The sequence below is a fragment of the Amycolatopsis roodepoortensis genome (genome assembly GCF_024628825.1).
GTDB classification, from domain to species: Bacteria; Actinomycetota; Actinomycetes; order Mycobacteriales; family Pseudonocardiaceae; genus Amycolatopsis; species Amycolatopsis roodepoortensis.
Map to the genome: position 1 here is coordinate 5,337,431 of NZ_CP102415.1, position 21,264 is coordinate 5,358,694.

Here is a 21,264-nt window from a genome sequence, read left to right on the forward strand (position 1 = left end):
CGGCAGGTTGCCGGGACGTCACGCTTATCCTCGTGGAGTGTTCGTCATAGCGCTGGTCCCGATCGTGCTGGGTGTCCTCGTCGGCTGGGGTGGGTTCCTCGGCCTGCGCGAGAAGCTGCCGCGTGACCGCGGCGCCGGCGTGCGCACCGCCGCCACGATGCGCAGTGAGGACGCCTTCCGGCTCGGCAACAAGGTCGCCGGGGTCCCGACGCTGGCGGGCGGCGTGATCGCCGTGCTCGCGGGGATCGCCGCGCTGGTCATGCCGACGACGTTCGGGCTGCTGCTCGCCTCGTTCGTGGGCGTGATCGGGATGATCGCGCTGGTCGCGGCCGGGGGAGTGCTCGGCAACCGCGCCGCCGCGACGGTGCCGGAGCCCGAGCCGGAGCGGCCCGCCGGCTGCAGCGGCTGCGCCTGCGGCACCTGCGGCGTCTTCAAGAAGGCCGACACCGCCACCGCCTAATTGCGCTGGAGGTCTCCCGGATGGGTGGCCAGCAGCGCCAGCGGGATGCCCTGACGACGCAGCACCTGACCCCAGAGGTCATGGTGCGGCGAAGCGAGGACGTCGCTCGGCAGCGCCGGGACGATCACCCAGTCGTCGCGTTCGATCTCGTTCGCCAGCTGGCCGGAGTCCCAGCCCGCGTAGCCGGCGAAGACCCGCACGCCGCGGACCTTCGGCACCAGGATCTCGGGATCGGTGTCGAGGTCGACCAGCGCGACCGGGCCGCGGACGGCGATCACGCCGGGCACGCTCGACGCCGTCTCGCCGGTCCGCAGCGCGGCCAGGCACAACGCGGTCTTCTTCTCGACCGGACCGCCGACGAACACCGACTGCGGTTCGGCGACGTGCCCGCCCCAGTTGGGGAGCACGTCGTACACCGGGACGTCACTCGGCCGGTTGAGCACGACGCCGAGCGTTCCCTCGTCCCGGTGATCGATGACGAACACGACGGTCCGCCTGAAGTTGGGATCGAACATCGTGGGGGCGGCGACCAGGAGCGTTCCCGGTTCGACCTCGGCGTCCGCTGGCACGTCCGCCATGATCCCACTTCGAGCGGAGACAAATCGTCCGGCTCTGGGAACAACAGCATCACGAGCACCGTTGGACACAACGGTCGGTGCGCTTTCCGTGTCCCCCGGGCTCACTGAAGAACCGCCTTTGTGGAATACCGTCCGGCTGGAGCCACACTGCGCATAGCCGCCGAGAGGCGACCTCAAAGCGCATCGGCCACCTTTAATAGGCTCCTCCCGTGACGACCACCGCCACGGCGCCCACCAGGGCGTTCGTCCGCGACCGTGACTTCCGCCGGCTGCTGTTCACGCGGTTCTCCGCGCACTGGGGCAACGGCATGTACCAGGCCGGGCTGGCCGGAGCCGTGCTCTTCAACCCCGAACGCGCCGCCGACGCGCTCGCCATGGCGGGCGGGTTCGCGGCGTTGCTGCTGCCGTATTCGATCGTCGGGCCGTTCGCGGGCGCGCTGCTCGACCGCTGGGACCGGCGGAAGGTCCTGATCTTCGCGAGCCTTCTGCGGTCCTTCACCATCCTCGCGACGGCCGTCGCCGTCGGCACGGGAGCGGCCGGGATCGGGTTGTTCTCCCTGGCTCTGGCGTCCGAAGGCATCTCGCGGTTCATCGGCTCGGGGCTGTCCGCGTCGCTTCCGCACGTCGTCGAGGAGAAGTCCGTGGTCGCCGCGAACGCCTTCGCCGCGACCTGGGGTTCGGTGCTCGCCGTGGTCGGTGGCGGCTGCGCGATCGGCCTCCGGGCGCTGACCGGCGCCGACGACGCCGGTTCCGCGTGGGTCACCGCCGTCGCCGCGCTGGGCGGGATCGGCGCCGCCGTCCTGGCCTCCGGGTTCGCGCGCGGGCTGCTCGGGCCGTCGACGGTCGACGAGCCGTCGAACCCGGCACTCGCCGTCGCCCGTGGCCTGGCCGACGGCGCGACGGCGGCTTGGCGGACGCCCAGCGTGACGGCCGGGTTCGTCGCGCTGTTCGCCCATCGCGCGTCGTACGGCATCTCGCTGCTGGTGACCGTGCTGCTGATGCGCAACCACTTCACCGACGCGGGCATCTTCCGCGCCGGGATGGCGGGGCTCGGCCAGATGGCGGCGTTCGCCGGGGCGGGGATCCTGGTCGCCGGGCTGCTGACCGCCTGGCTGATCAAGCTGTTCGGCAGGGTCCGCGTCGTGGTGGGCGCGCTGGTGCTGGCGGCGGTCGCGCAGCTCGCGCTCGGCCTGCCGATGGTGGTCCCGGCCGCGTTGCTCGCGGCGTTCCTGGTGACCGGCGCCGGGCAGGTGCTCAAACTCTGCGTCGACTCCTCGGTCCAGCTCGACGTCGCCGACGAAACGCGCGGGCGGGTCTTCGCGCTCTACGACACGCTGTTCAACATCACCCAGGTCGCCGCGGTCTCCCTGGCCGCGACGGTGATCCCGGCCGACGGCCGTTCGCCGGGACTCCTGGTCACGGCGGCCGTCCTGTACCTGGTGGGCGCCGCCGGGTACCTGCTCGCGGTGCGAAAAAGGAGAACGGCTGATAAGGCTCCCCCGTTGGCATTAGGGTGACGCTTACCGACACCGGGTGGCGTATGCCCGGGATCAAGCACTCTCGGGGGCTCAAGTGACGACGGCCGGCGACGACAGCGCACGCCTCGAAGCGCGCAATGCCGCCATGAAGGACCAGGTCGACACGCTGCTCGAACAGTTCGAGCGGCAGACGGCCCAGCTCCGGGACGCGCAGGAAGCCGCTTCGCAGACGTCGGCGACGGTGGTCTCGCAGGACGGCCTCGTCCGCGCCACCATCGACGCGACCGGCACCCTCGCCAAACTCGAAATCCAGCCGAACGCCTTCGAGCGCACCAATCCCGCGCAGCTGGCCAACACCGTGCTGACCCTGGTCCGTCAGGGATCGCTGCAGGTCAAGCAGCAGGTCGCCGAGCTGATGGCCCCGATCACCGAGGGGTTGCCGGACCTGTCGGACCTCATCGAAGGCGCGCCTTCACTGCAAGGGCTGATGCCGGTGATCCCGGACTTCCTCGCGGAAGAGGAGGAGACGGCCGCACCCGCGAAGTCCGACGAAGACTTCGACGCCCCGCTGATGATCAAGGACGACGCCCCGCCGCCTCCTCCGCCGCCCGCACCTCCCGCTCCGCCGGCACCGAAACCGGTGCCGAAACGGGTGCGTCAGCAGGACGACGATGAGGAAGAGCCGCCCTCGAGCTGGCTGACCAGGGGAGTCTGATGCCGAACGGTGGGGGTGGCGCCGGGTTCACCGCGGATCCGGAAGCGGTGAAGACGGCCGCGGCGAAACTGGGGATCGCGGCCGACCAGCTGGACGAAGCGGGCAAGGAACTGCTGGCCGCGATGAACTCGCTCGGCCAGTGCTGGGGCAACGACGACGCGGGCAAGGAGTTCGCGAAGGACTACGAGCCCGGCGCGCAGGGCTCGTCCGAAGGGTTCGCGAACGTCGTCGAGGCGCTGCGGGGCATGCAGCACAACGTCGAGCGGTCGATGACCGCGTACACGAACGCCGAGGAAGAGATCAAGTCGACGTTGGACAAGAAGGTCTAGCGCCGTGGGTATGGAGATGCCCGACGCGGTCAAGTGGCTGTTGCCGATCGTCGTCGGGGAAAGCTGGCCCGAAGGCGACGAAGACAAGCTCCGCGAACTGCGCGACGCCTGGCACAACGCGTCGAAGGCGATCCAGCCGATCGCCGACACCGCGACCAAGGGCGCCACCGAGGTCCTCGGCGGCTGGAGCGGCGAGGGTGCGGAGAAGTTCGCCGAGGCGTGGAAGAAGTTCGTCGAGGGCGACGAGGCGTACTTCAAGTCGCTGGCCGATTCCTCGAAGGCACTCGGCGACTCGTGCAACGCGACCGCGCTGGACGTCGAGTACACGAAGTACATGATCATCATCTCGCTGGTGATCCTCGCCGCGCAGATCGTCGCGATGATCGCGGCCGCGGCGGTGACGTTCGGCGGGTCGACCGCCGGGATCGCGCCGGCGCAGATCGCCACCCGGATGACCGTCCAGATGATCTTCCGGCAGCTGATGCAGAAGCTCGCGCAGGAAGGCTTCAAGAAGGTCGCGAAGGAACTCCTGGAGAAACTTCTCAAGGAGGGCCTGAAGAAGATCGGCAAGGAGGTCCTGCAGAACACGGCGATGAACCTCGCCATGGACGCGGGTATCCAGGGTCTCCAGATGGCCAAGGGCGACCGCGAGAGCTGGGATTTCAGCAAGACCAAGGATTCCGCGATCAGCGGCGCCGTCGATGGCGTGGTCGGCGCGGGCAGCAGCAGTATCGGCAAGGGCGCCACCAAGGGACTTTCCGACAGCGTCGGCGGCCAGATCGTCGACAGCGCGGCGCGGGGTGCGGTGCGCGGCGCGGCGGAAGGGGTCGCCAGCACGGTCGGGCAGGCCGCCGTCACCGGTGACCTGGACAAGCTTTCGGCCAAGGACGTGCTGATGGGCGCGTCCGGCGGGGCCGTCGGCGGCGGTGTCGACGGGGCGAAGAACCAGATCGGCGACATCAAGGCCGCGAACACGCCCGGCGACTCGGGTCCTCCCACGCCGGATGTGGATACCGGGGATGCGGGGACGCCTTCGCGTACTCCGGGGTCTTCGGATTCCGGCTCTTCTTCGGACTCGCGGTCGTCCTCGGACTCGGGCTCTTCTTCCGACTCGCGTTCTTCGTCGGGCTCGGACTCTTCTTCTTCGGACTCGCGTTCCTCCGCGGATTCGCAGTCTTCGTCGGGCTCGGGCTCTTCGTCGGGCTCGGGCTCTGCTTCGGACTCGCGTTCCTCCTCGGACTCGCGTTCTTCTTCGGATTCGGGCACTTCATCGGAACCGCGTTCTTCTTCGGATTCCGGTTCCTCTTCGCGGTCGGACTCTTCGCCGGATCCGGCGCCACGGTCCACTTCGGACGGTCAGGCGGCTTCGAGCCGCGGTTCGGACGGCTCCGCCGACCCGCAGCCGCGCTCCGAAAGCGGCCCGCAGCGGGCGGCGGACAGCGACCGGATCAGCCAGTCCTCGACGCAGGCCCCGGAACGTCCGGCCGACACCCCGGCGAACACCGGTGACGGTCAGCGTGCGGCGCAGACCCACCAGAACGCTCCGGCGGCCGCCGCCGACAACGGTTCCGGTCAGCAGCAGCAAGCCGCTGCCGGTCAGCAGCAGGCACCGGCCCAGACACCGGCGGCGAGCCCTGCCCAGACACCGACGGGTGGTCCGGCGCCCGCTTCGGGCCCAGCGCCGAGCCCGTCACAGGGCCCCGCGCCCGGTCCGGCACCGGGCCCGTCGCCGAGTCCTTCGCAGTCCAGCGCGATGCCGCCCGCCGCTTCCACGGGTGCGCCGTCGAGTTCGGGCGGGTACGGCATGGCGTCGAACCCGGGTTCGGGCTCGCCCGCTCCGTCGGGTGGCTACGGCATGGCACCCGGCGGCAACGGGCCCACCCCCGGCGGCGGTTTCCCGCCTCCCGGGCATGATCCGTCTCGCCCGGTCCGCCCGAACGACAGCGTCCAGGCCGCGGGTTTCGCGGGCAACGGCGGGCCTCAGCAGCCGCGGTTCGACCAGCCGCCTGCCCCGATGCCCTTCCAGGGCCAGCAGCCGATGCAGCCGCCACCTCCGGGTGGTTTCGCGCCGCCGCCTCCGCCGCCTCCCGGTGGTGGTGGCCCCATGCCACCGCGAGGACCGCAGGGTCAGCCCGGTCCGATGGGCCCTCGCCCGCCGCAGCAGCACCCCGGTCAGGGTGGGTATCCGCAGGACCGCGGGCCGCGTCAGCGTCCTCAGCAACCGCCGCAGCCGCCAGGACCGCAGGGTCCGCCGAGGCCGCCTCAGGGCTATCAGGGCAGGCCTGGACCTGGTCCGGGCCCGAACGGCGGGGTCCCGCCGCGTCCGCAGACGCCTCCGCCCGGTCCGCCTCCGGGCAACCGCGGTCCGGCCGGCTATCCGCCGCCTCCGCCGCCTCCGCCGCGGCCCCAGCACCCGGGCAACGGTCCGTTCCCGGGCAACCGCGGCCCCATGCCGCCGCCACCCGGTCACCACCCCGGACAGCCGGGGCATCCGGGACAGCCCGGCAGGCCGATGCCGCCTGGTGCCGAGCCGCCGCGGTTCGGTGGTCCGCAGCGTCCGCCGCAGGTGCCGGCACCGCGTCCTGGCCACGACCCGAACGCGGGCCCTCAGCAACCGCAGCGTCCGCCGCAGCAGCAGCCGCCGGTGCGGCCGGTGGAGCACGCGCCGCAGCAGGCACCTCAGGACCGCGGCCAGAGCAACCTGCCCAAGGACACCGAGCTCCCGAAGGACGTCGATGCCCCGAAGGACACCGGGGTCCCGAAGGACACCGAGGCTCCGAAGGACGTCGCGGCTCCCAAGGACGTCGAAGCTCCGAAGGACACGGAGGCTCCGAAGGACACCGAAGCTCCGAAAGACACCGAGACCCCCAAGGACGCCGAGGCGCCCCAGGACGTCCCGCCCGACGACCGGACCACGGTCGACGAGCCGTACCTGACGGATCCGGACTTCCACACGGACGATCCCGCCGCCTACCGCGCGCTCGCCGAGACGCAGATCGACAAGCGCGGTTTCGACAAGGACACCGGGGAAGCGCGGAGCGAACAGGTCCGCCGCGAAGGTCTCGCCAAACGCGACGCCCACGAAGATCCGCGCGTCAGGGAGATGTCGGATCAGGGCGCCTACGCGGTGCACAGCTACACGCGCACCGACATGGCCGAGCGGATCACGCACGCCCAGCGTCACGGTGGCGCGGAGCTGGAGGCGCTGCGCCCGCATATCGAGGCGATCACCTCCGGCCTCAACGAGATGCCCGCCTACGAAGGGCTCGTCTCGCGGCGGGTGAACTTCGGCGGCAACAAGAGCGCGATCCGGGCCTTCCTCGAAGCGCACGCCAAGGGCCAGGTCATAGTCGACCCGCAGATGCTGAGCACGTCGCGGGTCACGCCGGAGCATCCGCGCAGCACCTTCCCCGGCGAAGTCGAGATGCGCATCCAGTCGAAGACCGGACGCCATATCGAAGACCTCGCTTCGAAGAAGGAAGAACGCGAGGTGCTGATGAAGTCGGCGACGCAGCTGCGCGTCACCGACGTCAAGATGGGCCCGGGTCATCCCGACCACCCGGACTACCAGAAGCGCCTCGCCGACGGGTCGCCCAACGACCTGCCGAAGTGGATCGTCGAATGCGAAGAGGTCGTCGCCGGTGACGACGGCCACCTGAGCCCGGACGAGGTCCACCAGAAGGTCGCCGAGCGGCGCGACTACAACAACGCCGTGCAGGAGCGCCTGGCGCAGGAAGCCGCCGACCAGGAGGCCCAGCTCCGCCGCGATCACCCGGAGCTGTTCCAGGGCCAGGGCCTCGCGGGGCTCGAAACCAAGGTGGCCGACGGCAAGGGCGGCTGGGTCGACGTCACCGACGCCCCGGTCCGGGAGCTTCCCAAGCCGCCGAGGGAACACGTTCCTGACGGTGGCTGGTCCGAGCTGGCGAAGCCGCTCGAAGAGGGCGGGACGCCGGTCATCCACGCCGGTTCGACCGAGACGCCGCACCAGCAGGTCCGGCTGCTCATGGACGAGGTCCCCGCGATCGGCGAGGCCAACACCCGCAACTACTACGCGCCCGAATCGTGGAAGGACGGCTACCAGACGAACTCGGCCGAGGCGCTGGTCGCGTTCGAAGACCGGATGAACGGCGGCGACTCGGTCGCCTCGCCGTCGGCGGGCGGTTCACCGCTGCAGCACGTCAGCGACCGGCTCGGCGGGCAGTGGTCCGACCGCAACGGTTTCGCCGACATCGCCCGTGAGCTGGGCGAACGTCCGGTCGGCGCGCGGACCGCGGTGGCGTTCGAGCATCACGCCGCCGGCGATCCGAACGCGCCGGAAGGCTCGCCGCGGTCCAAGGACCGGATCGAGACCCGGATCGTCGCCGCGGTGAACACGCCGCACGGCGTGGTCTTCGCCGACCCGATGACCGGGCGGCTCGCGACGCTGCCCGACGATCCGACGTCGATCAAGGCGATGCCGATGGGCGGCGGCGACGCTCCGCACGTCGACAGGGCCCCCGAGACCGAAACGCCGGTCCAGGAGGCGCCCAAGACCGAACTCGACATCGCCGACCGGCTCAAGGGCCCGGAGGAAACCCCCGCGCGAATCGACGAGAGCTACCTCTCCGACGACGGATTCCGTGGCACGCCCGAGGATCACAAGAGCCTCCGGGACCGCTACGACAGCGCCGAACTCGCCGAGCAGGCTCGCGAGAAGGCGCTCAAGCGGCTCGAAGCCAGCCCGCTGAAGGACCGCGTCTCGCCCGAGGCCGCCGAAGCGATCTACTCGTACTCGCGCGAACACGCCTACGCGATCAACGAAGCCAACCGCAAGGGTGAAGCGCACCCCGACTTCGAGAACGCCCAGCGCAGCACCCGGGCGATCGTCGGCGCGCTCAACGAGCTGCCGGACTTCCGCGGCGAAGCCATCCGCGGCATCGACACCAAGGGCGACATGCGGGCCGCGGCGATCATGGCGGCGCACTACGAACCCGGCCAGACCGTCCCCGAGCCGACGATGACCAGCTCGACCATCAAGACCTCGCCGGACACGAAGTCGAAGTTCGGCGAAGACGTCGAGATCCACATCGTCTCGAAGACGGGCAAGGACGTCTCGTCGCTCGCCGAGAACCCGCGCGAGAACGAGGCCATCAACAAGCCGGCCACCCAGCTTTACGTGCACAGCAAGGAGTTCAAGACTCCGCCGCTGGTCGACCGGCCGAAGTGGGTCATCCACGCCGAAGAGGTCACTCCCGGCGACCCGCGCTACCTCGACCCCGAGACCGCCAAGCAGAAGATGGACGAGCGGCGGGCCCGGCACGCCGCGGAGGCGCCGGAACTCGCGCGTCTGGCCCAGGCGCAGTCGATGGCGCGCCTCGGCGGCTTCGACGAGCCGCAGACTCCGCACGTCACGACGGAGAACCCGGCGGACCACGGCGTCGCGGACGTCGAAAAGGGACCCGAGTACGGCGAGCAGCCCGTCACCGACGACACGATCGAGCTGCCCACGCCCGAGCGGGACTACTCGTCGATGGCGGTCGCGACGAACCCGCCGAGCGAACCGGCGATCCACGCCGGTTCGGCGAGCCCCGCGCAGCAGGCCGCGTACATCGCCGACCGCCATCCGCGGCTCGGCGAGGTCAACCCGCATTTCAACGACCCCGACGCGCTGGCGAACGGCTACCGCTCCAACTGCACCCGCACACCGGGCGCGTACATGGACCGGCTGAACGGCATCGACTCGACCGCCGACCCGCTGCTCGTGCACGAGATGGACAGCCGCGGCACGCTGGAGCACGTCGAGGGGCGGTTCGGCGGGCAGTTCTCCGACCGCGCCGACTACGACACCGTCATCCGCGAGATGCGGGGGATGCCGACCGATCACCACGCGGTGGTCGCGGTGAAGTACCTCGACGAGAACGGGGTCGAGCGCGGGCACGTCGCGATGGTGGCGAACACGCGGGACGGCGTCGCGTTCATCGACCCGCAGTCCGGCGCGCTGATGAACCTGCCGCATCCGCCGCTGGGCGTGAAGCTGATGCACGTCGGTGTCCCGGAGGGCCCGGCCGCGCAGCACGTCGACCCGCGGATCGCTTACGCCATGGAAGACACACCCGACGTGCAGCCGTCGCGGATCGGGCCGGACGGCCGTCCGATCGTGACGCCGCCGCAAGACGCGGGTTACGGCATGGCTCACGACGAGCCGGCCCAGGGTGACCGGGCCGATGGCGAGCGGTTCCTGAACGATCCCGAGGTCGCGGCCGCGGTGGACGGGCTGGACCCGGACAAGAAGCGGGCCGTCCACGAGGACGAGAACGGGGTCAAGCACGACGTCGGTCCCATGCGGGACTTCATCCGCGAGCATCTGCCCGCGCATCCGGAACTCGTCCGGCTGATGGAGCACCCGGACAACGCGTACCTGCGGGCTTCGCTGCTGAACAACCCGATGACCATCGGCAGCCTGCTGCTGCACCCGGAAGCCATCCCGATCCTCGAAGACGCCCTGCGCGACGTCGAGGAACGCGGCTACCAGATGATCGACGACGTCCGTGAGGACGGTCCCGGCGACACTCCGCTGACGCAGGAGCAGCGGGACCTCGCGAACGCGGCGGCGGACATCGCCGCCGACGTGGAGCCCGGCGATCAGTACCACGCCGGCTTCGATCGCGCGGACAAGGGCGACGACGCGAAGATCCAGGAGTTCCTGGACGCCGAGCGGCAGGCGTGGCCCCAGAACCAGGGCGACCTCAACCGGATCGCGGAACGGATCGCGGACGAGAACAACGGTGACGCGTCGGGCAGGCCCGGTCCGAAGGACGACGACCGCGCCAAGGCGAAGATCGCGGGCTACGACGGCGACGCGTCGAAACTGACCGACCTGGTCGGCGTGAAGATCCAGTTCGACACGCTGGCCGACGTCTACAACGCGCTGAACGCGGTGATGGACGATCCGGACCTGGAGATCGTCAGCTTCGACGACCGCTTCGCGAATCCGCAGGACAGCGGGTACCGCGATCTGCAGATGAACGTCCGGCTGCCGAACGGGCACGTCGCCGAACTGCGGCTGCACCTGAAGCACATCGACACCGTGTCGGCCTACGAGCACGCCTTGTACGAGGTCCGCCGCGACTTCCCGACGTACAACCGGACACTGGACGAGAACAACAAGAAGAGGTTGTCCCCGGAACAGGCCCTGCTGGAAGCCGCGTTGATGGACCGGGTCCGGGAGAAGTTCATGGCCGGTCTCCGCAAGGGCCTGCCTCCTGAGGAGAACACGTGAGCCAGACGCCGTCCTTCTACACGTACTTCGGGAAGACCTACCGCGTCGAGCCGACCCCCGACGGGGGCCTGACGGGTTTCCTCCTCAACCTGAGCACCGGCGAGTTCGACGAAAAGCCGGAGCACGTGCGTGAGGTCATGTGGGCGATGGCGAGTTCGGATATCAGCAAGGTGTCCGAAGAGAAGTTCGTCCAGGAGACCGAGCGCGCCCGGGCGTACGAGCTCAAGGGCGGCGGGCCGATCTTCGCGCTCTACGAGACCATCGACGGCTTGTACGCGCAGGCGAAGCGGGAGAACCGCCGCGTGGAACCGCAGGAATCGGCGCTGATCCGGTCGCTGCGCAAACGCACCTTCAAGATGTGGGAGGACGAGCTGGCCCGCCGCGCCGCCGGGGAGCCGCCGACCTTCCGGGCGGAACCACGTTTCCCGAACCGGGCGCGATGATTCACGTGGAACAACTCACTCCGGAACAGCAACGCGGGCTGCTGGTCGAGATCGGCAAGCTCATCCGCTCGGGTGCCGCCGACGCGGCGCATCCGGCCGTCGCCGATTTCCGGCAGGCCGGGGACCACACCGAACTAGAGGGCCACAACTGCACGCCCGCGCCCGAGCTGACCGAACTCTTCGGCAGGCTGCGCACCGGCATGTACGCGATCGGCCGGGGGACCTGGCTCCAGTCGCGGTTCACGCTGAAACCCGACGGCACCTTCGACTTCGACTTCACCCTCGACGACGAACCGTCGTGGACCCGGCCTCCGGGGGCTTCGGCGTACCCGGACGAGCTGGCCGCGTTCCCGCGCGACGACGAGCACGTCCCCGACTGGTGGCGCCTGCGCGCGCAGCTGCCGTTGCGCGTCGAGTTCCGGCACGCCCGGATCGTCGACGCGTACACCGAGGGCGAGCCGCCCGTGGTGGACAGACCGGAGCTCGACGAGTCCGAAGCTCCGCTGATCGCGCAGTACCTGGAGCGTGAACCGGCCATCCTCTCCGGCAGCGGGCTCGGGAAGGACATCTTCGATCCCGGGGCCGACGGCGACGTCCCGGAGAGCTACCACACCGACGGCACCTGGATCTGGCACGCGTCCGTGCCGCACTACCTGCGGAAATACGGGATCCCGCCGGAGCCGGACCTGGTCGCGCACATCCGCGGCCAGCGGTTCCAGCCGCCGTACGTCGAGCACCTCGTGCGGCGGACCGCGGAAGCGGACCTGCTCGGCAAACCGCGGCCGAAGCCGGGCCGCTCCGACGTCAAGAAGACCGAGGGCGACATCGCCGCGGAGCTGGAGACGTCGCCGAATCCGGTGCTGACCGACGAAGAACTCCTGGTCGTGCTGGTGAGCAGGCTCGGCGAGCACGCCGTCTGGCCGGAGGCGTACCGCATCGGCGACCGCGCGGACGGCGCCTGGTGCCTCAATTTCACCGAGAAGGGCTGGGAGGTCGCGGCCTATTCGGACGGCGCCCCGGTGTCGCCGAAGTACTTCGACAAGCTCGAAGACGCGTCGCATCAGCTTCTCGGCGCGCTCCTCCTGCATCCGGCGAGGATGACCGCCGGACACGAGACACCACTGGAGACGGCGAAGGAACTCGCCGACTGGCCGGTGCAAGCGGCGCCGGGTGAGCCTCCCCTCACCTTGCTCCGCAACAAGCGCGTGAGCCGGATGGTCGCCGGTACGGTCGTACTGCGGTTCGGCGAGGAGACCGGCAATCTGGTTCATCACGGAGGGGTACGGTTCGCCACGACGTCCCTGCCGCTGGAACGGGAGCGCGTCGGTGGGACCTACCGGCTGCGCCGCCCGCTCCACGTGATCATCGGTGTCACCGTCCCCTGGGCGAACATGCCCGGCGGGGCGGTGGCCTACGTGCTCCCGAGGACCATCGCCGAGCACGTGTCCGACGGCAGCCTGGAGAGGATCGAGTAGGTGGAATCGGCGGAAGCGGTAGCCAAGGTCGAAGAGTGGCTGCGCGCGGTCCACGGTCCGGACGTGTCCGAACCGGGCGGCGCCGGCCTGCGCGTCGACCACGAGAAGGTCCTGCGCATCCCCGAGGGCTGGTCGGTCCCCTACAACACGATCGCCTTCCTCGACGAGGGTCATGCCGAGAAGGAGATCTTCCCGCCGCCGTCGGTGATCGTCCGCGAACCGGACGGCGAGCTGCGCCAGGCGCATCCGCAGCCCGGCGGCCTCAGCGTCCCGGTCGCGTTCCCCGGACAGGAGGCGTGGCGCGAGGTCGTCGACCCGGAGTACGCCAAGGCCGGGCTCGGTGACCTCGGTGTCCCGCCGCCGGTCGTCGCGGGCTGGGTCAAGGTCAACGCGGAAGGCGTGCAGACCGGGGAGGAACGGGAGAACCCGGAGTACAAGGCCGGTCCGATCCGCCGCGGCTACCCCAAGCCGGAGAACAAGCTCGAAACGTTGCTGTCGTTCGCCAGCGTCGGCTGGCTGACCAGGGAACAGCTGCTCATCGGGCTGCTGCGCTGCGAGGTCTACGTCCCGCTCGACCTGGCGTCGGGCAAGACGGAACGGTTCTACTTCAACGAGGAACGCGCCGAGCTGCGGGTGTTCAGCTCGACCAGGAACCTCCCGTCCCGTGAGCACGGGTACTGGAAGGTCGACATCGCCACCCTCGCGGGTTACGAGAGCCCGCCGAACCTGGTGATCAACGGCGGTCCAGCGACGTTCGAGGACGTCAGCGGCGCCGAACTCGCCGAGACCGCGCTCCGGTTCCCGCGCCGGGGTCCCGGCGTCGACGTCAACGAGCGCTGCCCGGAGGCCGACCCGGAGCTGGAGGCGCTCGCCGTCGACACCGCCGCGAAGATGGGTCTGTCCGAGCCGGTCAAGCCGCCGCTGGCCGCCGCCGAACGGGCCCGCCGGCGCGGGTTCGAGCTGAGCGCCGAGGAATGCCAGAAGACCGTCCTCGGACAGTCTTGGCTGGCGCGGCTCCGGCAGCCGGAACCACCCCGTAGCCGTCCGAACGACCTGCGGGCCAACGGGCTGGCGCCGGGCTACGACAACGAAGGCCAGATCCAGCCGCGCCTGGACACCTTCGGCAAGTACTTCGAGCGAGACCGCTCCAGCTCGCGTTACGGCTGGCAGCGTGTCACGGGCGCGTACGTCGGCTTCGCGCTCGGCGAGGCGCTCGGCGCGGCCGTCGACCGGATGCGGCTCGACGAGATCCACAGCACCTACGGCCCGGACGGCGTCACCGATCTGCCGGTCGCGTTCGATCTGCCCGGCCGGATCGGGCCGCTCACCCAGCGGCTGCTGTTCTACACCGAGGCCGTGATCCGCAGCCCGCATCGCGAGCAGCCGGAGAACCGCGACGCCGAAAAGGCGCTCGGGACGGTCGCGCGCAACTCGCTGATGCGCTGGCTGCACACCCAGGGCGCGCCGCTGGACAACGCCGACGGCTGGCTCGTGAAGGTGCCGGAGCTCCGCGTCCGCCGCACCCCCGACGACGCCGAACTGAACGCCTATCACGCGCTGGCGACCATCTCGCCGACCGCGATGCCGATGAGCGGACCGGACGCGCTGGTCGCGGCGCTGCCCGCGGCGATGACCGCGGCCGGGCCCGGGACCGCGATGAGCGGCGGCGTCCGCCAGGCGGTGCGCGACCTCGTCGCGGTGACCCATCCGGGTGAGGTCGACGTCGAAGCGGCCACCTACCTGACGTGGCTGTTCGAGCCCGCGCTGACCGCGGAGGCGTTCAGCTACCCGGTCTGGAACACCTCCCGGGAGATCTTCAGCGACCAGAACCCGCACCAGCGGGGGCCGGTCTGGGCGGATCTCAAGGCGATGGTCGCGGAATCGGTGCCGTTCTTCGGCAAGCACGGCCTGCCCGATCTGCGGGTCCCGGAGCTGATCGGGGACGGCAAGGGCACGCTTTCGGTGCTGGGCCGCGCGTTCGCAGCGCTGTCCGGTTTCGAGAACTACCCGGAGCAGGCGCTGCTGCGGGCGGTCAACCACTCCGGCCGCAGCGCGATCACCGGTGCCATCGCCGGCGCCCTGCTCGGCGCCCGCACCGGCATCCCAGGGCTGCCGCAGAAGTGGGTCGAGCAGCTGGAACTGCGCTACCTGGTGGAGAACATCGCCACGGACGCGTTCTGGCATTTCGACCGCCACTCGGCGCTGCACGAGGTCGACGGCTGGGCCCAGCGGTATCCGCGCTGGTGAAATCGGGAATGGGGACGATGAACGAAGAGGAAGCCGTCAGCCGCGTCGAGGAGTGGCTGGCGGGCCGAGGCGGGGAGGGCACCGGCGCGCTGCGGGTGCGCCGCGACTACGTCGTGCGCGCGACCGACGGCTGGAACGTCACGTACAACACCGTCGGCTGGCTCGACGGGACCGATCCCGGCGCCGGCCTGTTCCCCAGCCCGGTCGCCTTCGTCCCGGACGACGGCGGCGAGATCCGCCTCGACCTGGAGCTGATGGCCGTTTCGGCGGCAGGCGAAGACACCGACGCCTTCACCCGGTGGGCGGAGATCGTCGACCCCGAGTTCGACCCGGACGCGGTGCCCGGCCTGCCCGTGCCGAAGGCGGCGATCCTGCGCTGGGAGCAGCACACGCTGTACGGCGAGCCGACCGGCGCGGTCCGCGCGAACCCCGACCACCGGCCGGGGCCGCGGTTCTCCGGCCGCCCGGCACCGGAAAGCCCGGTCGAGACGCTGCTCGGCTACCTGCGCGTCGAGTGGATCACGCCGGAGGAGTTCGTCCACTGGATGCTCGACCTCGACGTCCTCGCCCCGATCAAGGACGGCCACCTGCAGGCCCGCGACTTCGGTGACGCGGGCGCGCGGTTCGTCGTCTACACCTCCGAAGCGCAGGTGCCGTCGGAGTACACGGCGTGGCAGCGGGTGCAGCCCCGCGTGCTCCTTCGCCGGGCCAAGGACAATCCCGGGGTCGGCCTGCTGGTCAACCCCGGGCGTCCGGAGACCTTCAACGTCTATCCGGAGACGCTGCGGCAGGTCGCCGATCTCGGCCTTCCGTCGGGCACCGAACGCCCCGAGTCCGTCGAGCGTCCCGCGTACTTCAGCGGTGAGTACGACGGGCCCGCCGTCGCGAACCTGCGGAGCCTCGTCGACCAGGCCAGGGACAACGGCTACCCGCTGAGCAGCGACGAGCTCACCCGTTTCGTCCGCGCCTCGACGCTGTCGTTCGAGCGCTCCCGGGCGAAGTACGACGGCCGCCCGCTGCCGGAACTGCCCGAGGATCTGTTCGCCAACGGCCTCGTGACGCACTTCTACGACAACGGCGAACCGCGCCCGAGCGCCTGGACCTTCGGGAAGTTCTACGACCCGACGCTCCCCGTCGGCAGCTTCGCGTACCCGCGGATCCTCGGCGCGTACGTCGGCTTCGCGCTCGGAGACGCCCTGGGCTCGGGCGCTGATCCCGCCGAAGGCCTGCCGCTCGGCGGGCTGACCCGGCAGCTGCTGTTCCACACCGAATCGGTGATCCGCGGCCTGGACCCGACCCCGGACAAGCCCGAGATCCCGGCGTCGCTGCCCGCGGGCGGACGGCCGGACGGCTGGGTCGCCAAGGCCACCGCGGGCGCCGGACCGGCCCCCGCGGAGTTCTCGGCCATGCTGGCGACCGCGCTCGCCGCGACGGTGACCGGCGGCGTGCAGGGTCCCGCCGACAGCACGTTCTACGCGATGAAGGTCGTCCGCGAGCTGGTCGGATCCGCCGCGGGTCACGAGGTCGTCCACGGCGCGGAACTGCTGGTGAACGTCTTCCGCGCCCAGCTCGCCGCCCAGAACGGCGAACCGGCGGTCGCGAACTTCCTCGAAGGCTTCGACGAGTACAGCGGCGAGGTCGGTGAGCTGGTCAAGACCGTGCTCGACCTCCGGAATGACGTTGACGGCACTGACGGCGACGACGTCGAGCAGTTCGACAGCATCGGCGACGGCCGGACGCCGCTTTCGGTGCTCGGCCGGGCGCTGTTCGCCGCCGCGAAACGGGGTTACGACGCCGAAGCGGCGCTGGCGCTGGCCGCCCGCGGCGGCACCGTGACCGCGGCGCTGACCGGGGCGATGGTGGGCGCCAGGCTCACCGTTCCCGGACTGCCGGAGTCCTGGCTCGCCGCGTTCGCCGATCTCGGCGTCGTCGACGCCATGGCGGGCGACGCGTATTACTACTTCAACCGCTTCGGCCTGCCCCGCGAGCCCGAAGAGCGGCGACGCTGGGAAGCGAACCGGTATCCACGAGGAGATCAGTAGAGAAATGCGCGAGTGGCTTCAAGACCCGGCGACCAGGTCGCGGCTGCGCGGCAGCCTGTTCGCCGGCGCGATCGGCGACGCGCTCGGCGCGAAGACCGAGTTCGACTCGATCGACCGTATCCGGGAGATCGCCGGACCAGCCGGGATCACCGACCTCATCCCCGCGTACGGCGGCGTCGGCCGGATCACCGACGACACCCAGATGACGCTGTTCACCCTGGAAGGCCTGATCAGGGCCCACCATGGCACCGAACCGGTCGAGCAGTCCTTGCAGCTGGCCTACCAGCGCTGGTTGCACACCCAGGGCGTCTCGTGGGAGCGCGCCCGCGGTCCGAAGGACACGAGCGCGGAGCCGGACGGCTGGCTGATCACGAACCGTGAGCTGTTCAGCCGCCGCGCGCCCGGCCTCACCTGCTTCAGCGAGCTGGAGGCGTACGGAAAGACCGGAGTACGCGCCGGCATGGCCAAGCCGGTCAACAACTCGAAGGGCTGCGGCGGGATCATGCGCGCCGCGCCGGTCGCGTTGTGGTCGGACGACCTGGCCGAGGTGTTCCGCCTCGGCGCCGAGAGCGCGGCCCTGACGCACGGTCACCCGAGTGGGTATCTCTCGTCGGGTGCTTTCGCGGTGATCGTGCGCGAGCTGCTGGTCGGGAAACCGCTGCTCGACGCCGTCGCGACCGCTCGCGCCGAGCTGGAGAAGTACCAGGGGCACGAAGAGCAGAGCGTCGCGCTGGACCAGGCGCTCGCGCTGGCCGGACAATGCGCCCCGACGCCGGAGAAGCTCGAATCGCTCGGGCAGGGGAACATCGGCGAAACCGCGCTCTCCATGTCGGTCTACGTCGCCCTGGCCACCACGGACGCGAACACCGCGCTGCTCGCGTCGGTGAACCACAGCGGCGACAGCGACTCGACGGGGTCGGTCTGCGGGAATCTCGTCGGCGCGATGTACGGCGAGCAGGCCTTGCGGACGGACTGGCTCGAGAAGCTGGAACTGGCCGAGGTGATCGGACGGCTGGCGGACGACGCGCTCGCGGAGTTCGGCGGGAACGCACCGGGTGACGACCGGTGGTACGCCCGCTATCCGGCCCACTAGATTTACCTCCGGTTTGGGGTATTCGGGGAGGGGACACATAGTGCGTTACCGGGTTCAAGCGGCGGAGCGGCCGGATGGCCTGTACGCCGTCTGGGGGGACACCGTCTTCGCGGCCCAGCGGTCGACCGAAGACGGCACGCTGCTGCTCATCGCGCCGCCGGGGGAAGCGGCGCCCGAGGGTTTCGATCGCGACTGGAACGGCCGCCCGGCCCGGGTCGTGCTGAACGGCGAGGTCGGCGCGACCTTCAGCCTCCAGTCGTACGGCCGGTTCGACGACGAGCACTTCCAGATCGCGCCGAACACCGGCGGCGGCGACCTGACCTTGCGCTGGGCGGGCGAGGACGCGGCCCGCGCGGCCGAACTGGGCCTGACGGATTTCTCGACCACCGTCTCGCCGTCGCGGCTGACGGCGTTGTGGCAGACCAGGCACGACTTCGTCGAGACACCGGACGCCCGTCCGGCGATCGGCACCGGCGACCAGGGCGCGCTGCTGCGGGCCATCGGCCGGACCCTGCTGCGGGTGCTGCCGCCGGGCTGGCAGCGCGTCGGCGCCCAGTTCCGGCAGGTCGGCGACTACTCCGAACTCGAGGTCCGCTCGGTCGGCGACGAGGGCAACGGCCCGGTGTCGGTGTCGATCGCGGCCCCGCCGGAGCTCGGTTCGCTGTTCGCGCGGCTGCGTGCGGCGATGCACCAGCCCGAGACCGGCACCTGGTTCCAGGGCACCTTCACGCTCGACTCGGAATCGCATTTCGACTTCGACTTCGACGCCGAGCAGGAACCGACATGGCGGCTCGCGCCGAACGAGGGCGGGAAGCCGTCGCCGCGCGCGTACGCGACCGAGCTCGCGATCTTCCCGCGCGACACCAAACACGTCCCGGCCTGGCTTTCGGCCAAGGCGGGACTGCCGCTGGACGTCGTGTTCCGGCACGCGAAGGTCGTCGACGCGCACAACGAGGGCGAACGCCCGGTCGTCAACCGGCCGCCGGTGCCGCCGGAGATGATGCGCGGCGTCCTCGACTACCTCTTCCGCTCGCCGGTGGCGCTCACCCGGCCGGGTCCGCAGCCCGACATCTTCACCCCGAACGGCCCGCCGGACGTGCCGAACGCCTTCCACACCGACGGCGTGTGGATCTGGCCCGCGGCGGTCCCGCACTACCTGCGCAAGTACGGGGTGCCGCCGGAGCCGGAGCTGATCGAGCACATCCGGGCCGCCGGATTCCGGCCACCGCTGATCGGCGAGCTGGTGCGGGCGACCGCGGAGGCGGAGATCGTCGGCAAGCCGCGGCCGCCGCAGACCGCCGCGGACCTGCCGGACGAAAGTGCCCGCACCCGCGTCGAACGCGACGGCGAACCCACCCGCGACATCCGGGCCGTCGAGGTGCTGGACGTCCTGTACCAGCGGCTGGCCGAGCACGGGGTGGCGCCGACGTCGTATCGGATCGGCGCGAACGCGGTACCGGAGCCGGGGCTGTGGACCCTGCGCCGCACCGAGAGCGGCTGGGAGGTCTCGCGTCCGCCGACGGACGAGCCGGTGGTGTTCGCGAAACTCGAAGAGGCGGCGCGCTTCTTCCTCGGCACCCTGCTGCTGTACCCAGCGCGAGGTGCGGTGGGCGCGAACGAGGAGTCCGACAACCCGGCCGACTGGCCGATCCTGCCGCTGCGCGGCGAGCCGCCGCTGAACTTCTTCCGCCGCAAGCGGATCGTCGTCCTGCCGTCGGGCACCACGGTGCAGCGGTTCGGCAACGAGACCGGCAACCTCGTGCACGCCGAATCGGCGCGGTTCATCGAGACGTCGCTGGCCGCGGACCGCGAGCGGGAACGCCGGCTCTACCGCGTCGTGCGGCCGCTGCGCGTGGTCACCGGCATCACCGCGCCGTGGAACGGGACGCCGGGCGGGGCCGTGGCCTACGTGCTGCCCCGGCCGCTCGCCCAGCACCTCGAAACCGGTGCGCTTTCCCGCGTCCAGTAGGTGCGCCGAGGCGGAACATGCGTGTCCGGAGGCGTAACTCGCGTGCTTGAAGGTGATCCGGCTCTGATCACGCGAGTTACGCCTTCAATCACGCGTGTGTCGCCTTCAATCACGTGTGATCCGGGGTTCCAGGGCGAGCCGTCCGTCTGATCACGCGTGTCGTCCATCCCGTCACGCGAGCCGTCCGTCTGATCACGCGTGACCGCCGTCCACGCACCGCGGTGGGTACCTGAGACGCACGTGACTGAAGCCGGAACTCACGTGACTGGAGGCGTAACTCGCGTGATTGAGGGCGTAACTCGCGAGATCCGGCGTGATCCGGCTCAGGAAGCCGTGATCAGCACCGCGGGCGACCACCAGTAGTCCGCGAGCGGCTCGATCCGGATGCCGGTGAAGCCCGCTTCCTTCAGCTGCGAAGCCCAATCGGTGGCGGGCTGCTCCCAGTTCGTGCGGTCCGCGCCGGGTTTGACCAGGCCGAGCAGAATCGGCAGCAGGAATCCCTGCGCCACCAGCGACGCCTCCTTGCCGTACTCCGCGATCCCGCGTTCGTAGCGGGTGACCAGCGAAAGCAGGTACTCGGGGGAGCCCTCGTCGTATTCGGGCACGTCGAATTCGGCGAGCACCAGACACGACGTACGCGGCCGGAGCGCCCGCAGGACCTCGGTGCGCTCGCCGGTCGGGATCGACTGGAGCGCGAAGGTCGACTGCGTCAGCTGCCACTGCCGGTCGTCGTCGCGGGCGAGGAACTCCTGCGCGGTGGCGCCCCAGGTGTGCAGGCCGTGTGTGCCGGCGAGATGTTTCCGCGTTTCCGCGAGCAATGCGCTCGACGGCTCGACCAGGTCGATCCGGCCCGGCTGCCGGTCCGCCTGTTCGAGGGCGGGGACGACGGCGAGCCCGTCGCCGCAGCCGAGGTCGAGCAGCGAACCGACACTGCCGTAGCGCCGGGCGAGCATGGCGCTGAGCTGCCGGTAGAGCTTGACGTTCCCGCCACCGCGGATGAACGCCGTGAACGCGGCGGGCTGGTCGTACACGTCACCGCCGCCGCCCTCGGTCAGGTACCGGTGCAGTTCGATGCCGAGCGTGGATCCGGCACGCTCGGCGAGGTCCGCTGCCGTGGCCCGGTCACCGTCTCGGTACGCGGTGAGCGCTTCGGCCAGGAGGTCCGATTTCTTCATGT

Annotated in this window: 13 protein-coding genes; 11 read left to right on the forward strand and 2 right to left on the reverse strand. The window is 70.5% G+C overall.

Annotated features, from left to right (window positions below):
* The first annotated feature begins 37 nt into the window (after positions 1–37).
* Complete coding sequence (locus NQK81_RS25450) at positions 38–460, forward strand: SdpI family protein (RefSeq protein WP_126734731.1); 423 nt, start codon at positions 38–40, stop codon at positions 458–460.
* On the opposite strand, the gene NQK81_RS25455 is transcribed toward NQK81_RS25450, so the two are convergent.
* Positions 457–1,038 carry a YqgE/AlgH family protein gene (locus NQK81_RS25455; RefSeq protein ID WP_007032276.1) on the reverse strand — a complete coding sequence of 194 codons (582 nt, stop codon included), beginning with the start codon at positions 1,036–1,038 and terminating at the stop codon, positions 457–459. The two genes, NQK81_RS25450 and NQK81_RS25455, sit on opposite strands and share 4 nt — an antisense overlap.
* Positions 1,039–1,247: 209 nt before the next feature.
* Between NQK81_RS25455 and NQK81_RS25460 the strand changes: the two genes are divergently transcribed.
* The 10 genes from NQK81_RS25460 to NQK81_RS25505 are packed head-to-tail and all read left to right on the forward strand — an operon-like array spanning position 1,248 to position 20,087.
* Entirely contained in the window at positions 1,248–2,555 is a 1,308-nt protein-coding gene (locus NQK81_RS25460; RefSeq protein ID WP_257483531.1) for an MFS transporter, read from the forward strand.
* A 55-nt stretch (positions 2,556–2,610) separates the two neighbouring features.
* On the forward strand, positions 2,611–3,231 hold the full coding sequence (locus NQK81_RS25465; RefSeq protein ID WP_257483532.1) for a YbaB/EbfC family nucleoid-associated protein: 621 nt from the start codon (positions 2,611–2,613) through the stop codon (positions 3,229–3,231).
* Positions 3,231–3,560, forward strand: a complete 330-nt coding sequence (locus tag NQK81_RS25470) for a WXG100 family type VII secretion target (protein WP_126734733.1) — start codon at positions 3,231–3,233, stop codon at positions 3,558–3,560. The genes NQK81_RS25465 and NQK81_RS25470 overlap by 1 nt, the downstream gene beginning before the upstream one ends.
* Before the next feature lie 10 nt (positions 3,561–3,570).
* Positions 3,571–10,818, forward strand: a complete 7,248-nt coding sequence (locus NQK81_RS25475; RefSeq protein ID WP_257483533.1) for a WXG100-like domain-containing protein — start codon at positions 3,571–3,573, stop codon at positions 10,816–10,818.
* Entirely contained in the window at positions 10,815–11,261 is a 447-nt protein-coding gene (locus tag NQK81_RS25480) for a hypothetical protein (RefSeq protein WP_126734734.1), read from the forward strand. Before NQK81_RS25475 ends, NQK81_RS25480 begins: the two co-directional genes overlap by 4 nt.
* A gap of 5 nt (positions 11,262–11,266) precedes the next feature.
* A complete protein-coding gene (locus tag NQK81_RS25485; RefSeq protein ID WP_257483534.1) occupies positions 11,267–12,736 on the forward strand; it encodes a TNT domain-containing protein in 1,470 nt (489 codons plus the stop codon).
* Positions 12,737–14,983, forward strand: a complete 2,247-nt coding sequence (locus NQK81_RS25490; RefSeq protein ID WP_126734736.1) for an ADP-ribosylglycohydrolase family protein — start codon at positions 12,737–12,739, stop codon at positions 14,981–14,983. It begins immediately after the preceding gene.
* 17 nt (positions 14,984–15,000) lie between these two features.
* The gene (locus tag NQK81_RS25495; RefSeq protein ID WP_257483535.1) at positions 15,001–17,025 is read left to right on the forward strand and encodes a YrhB domain-containing protein; all 2,025 of its coding nucleotides are present in this window, start codon (positions 15,001–15,003) and stop codon (positions 17,023–17,025) included.
* 4 nt (positions 17,026–17,029) lie between these two features.
* Positions 17,030–18,118, forward strand: a complete 1,089-nt coding sequence (locus tag NQK81_RS25500; protein WP_257483536.1) for an ADP-ribosylglycohydrolase family protein — start codon at positions 17,030–17,032, stop codon at positions 18,116–18,118.
* A gap of 40 nt (positions 18,119–18,158) precedes the next feature.
* Positions 18,159–20,087, forward strand: a complete 1,929-nt coding sequence (locus NQK81_RS25505) for a TNT domain-containing protein (RefSeq protein ID WP_257483537.1) — start codon at positions 18,159–18,161, stop codon at positions 20,085–20,087.
* Positions 20,088–20,410: 323 nt separating this feature from the next.
* On the opposite strand, the gene NQK81_RS25510 is transcribed toward NQK81_RS25505, so the two are convergent.
* The gene (locus NQK81_RS25510; protein ID WP_257483538.1) at positions 20,411–21,262 is read right to left on the reverse strand and encodes a class I SAM-dependent methyltransferase; all 852 of its coding nucleotides are present in this window, start codon (positions 21,260–21,262) and stop codon (positions 20,411–20,413) included.
* Positions 21,263–21,264 lie beyond the last annotated feature (2 nt).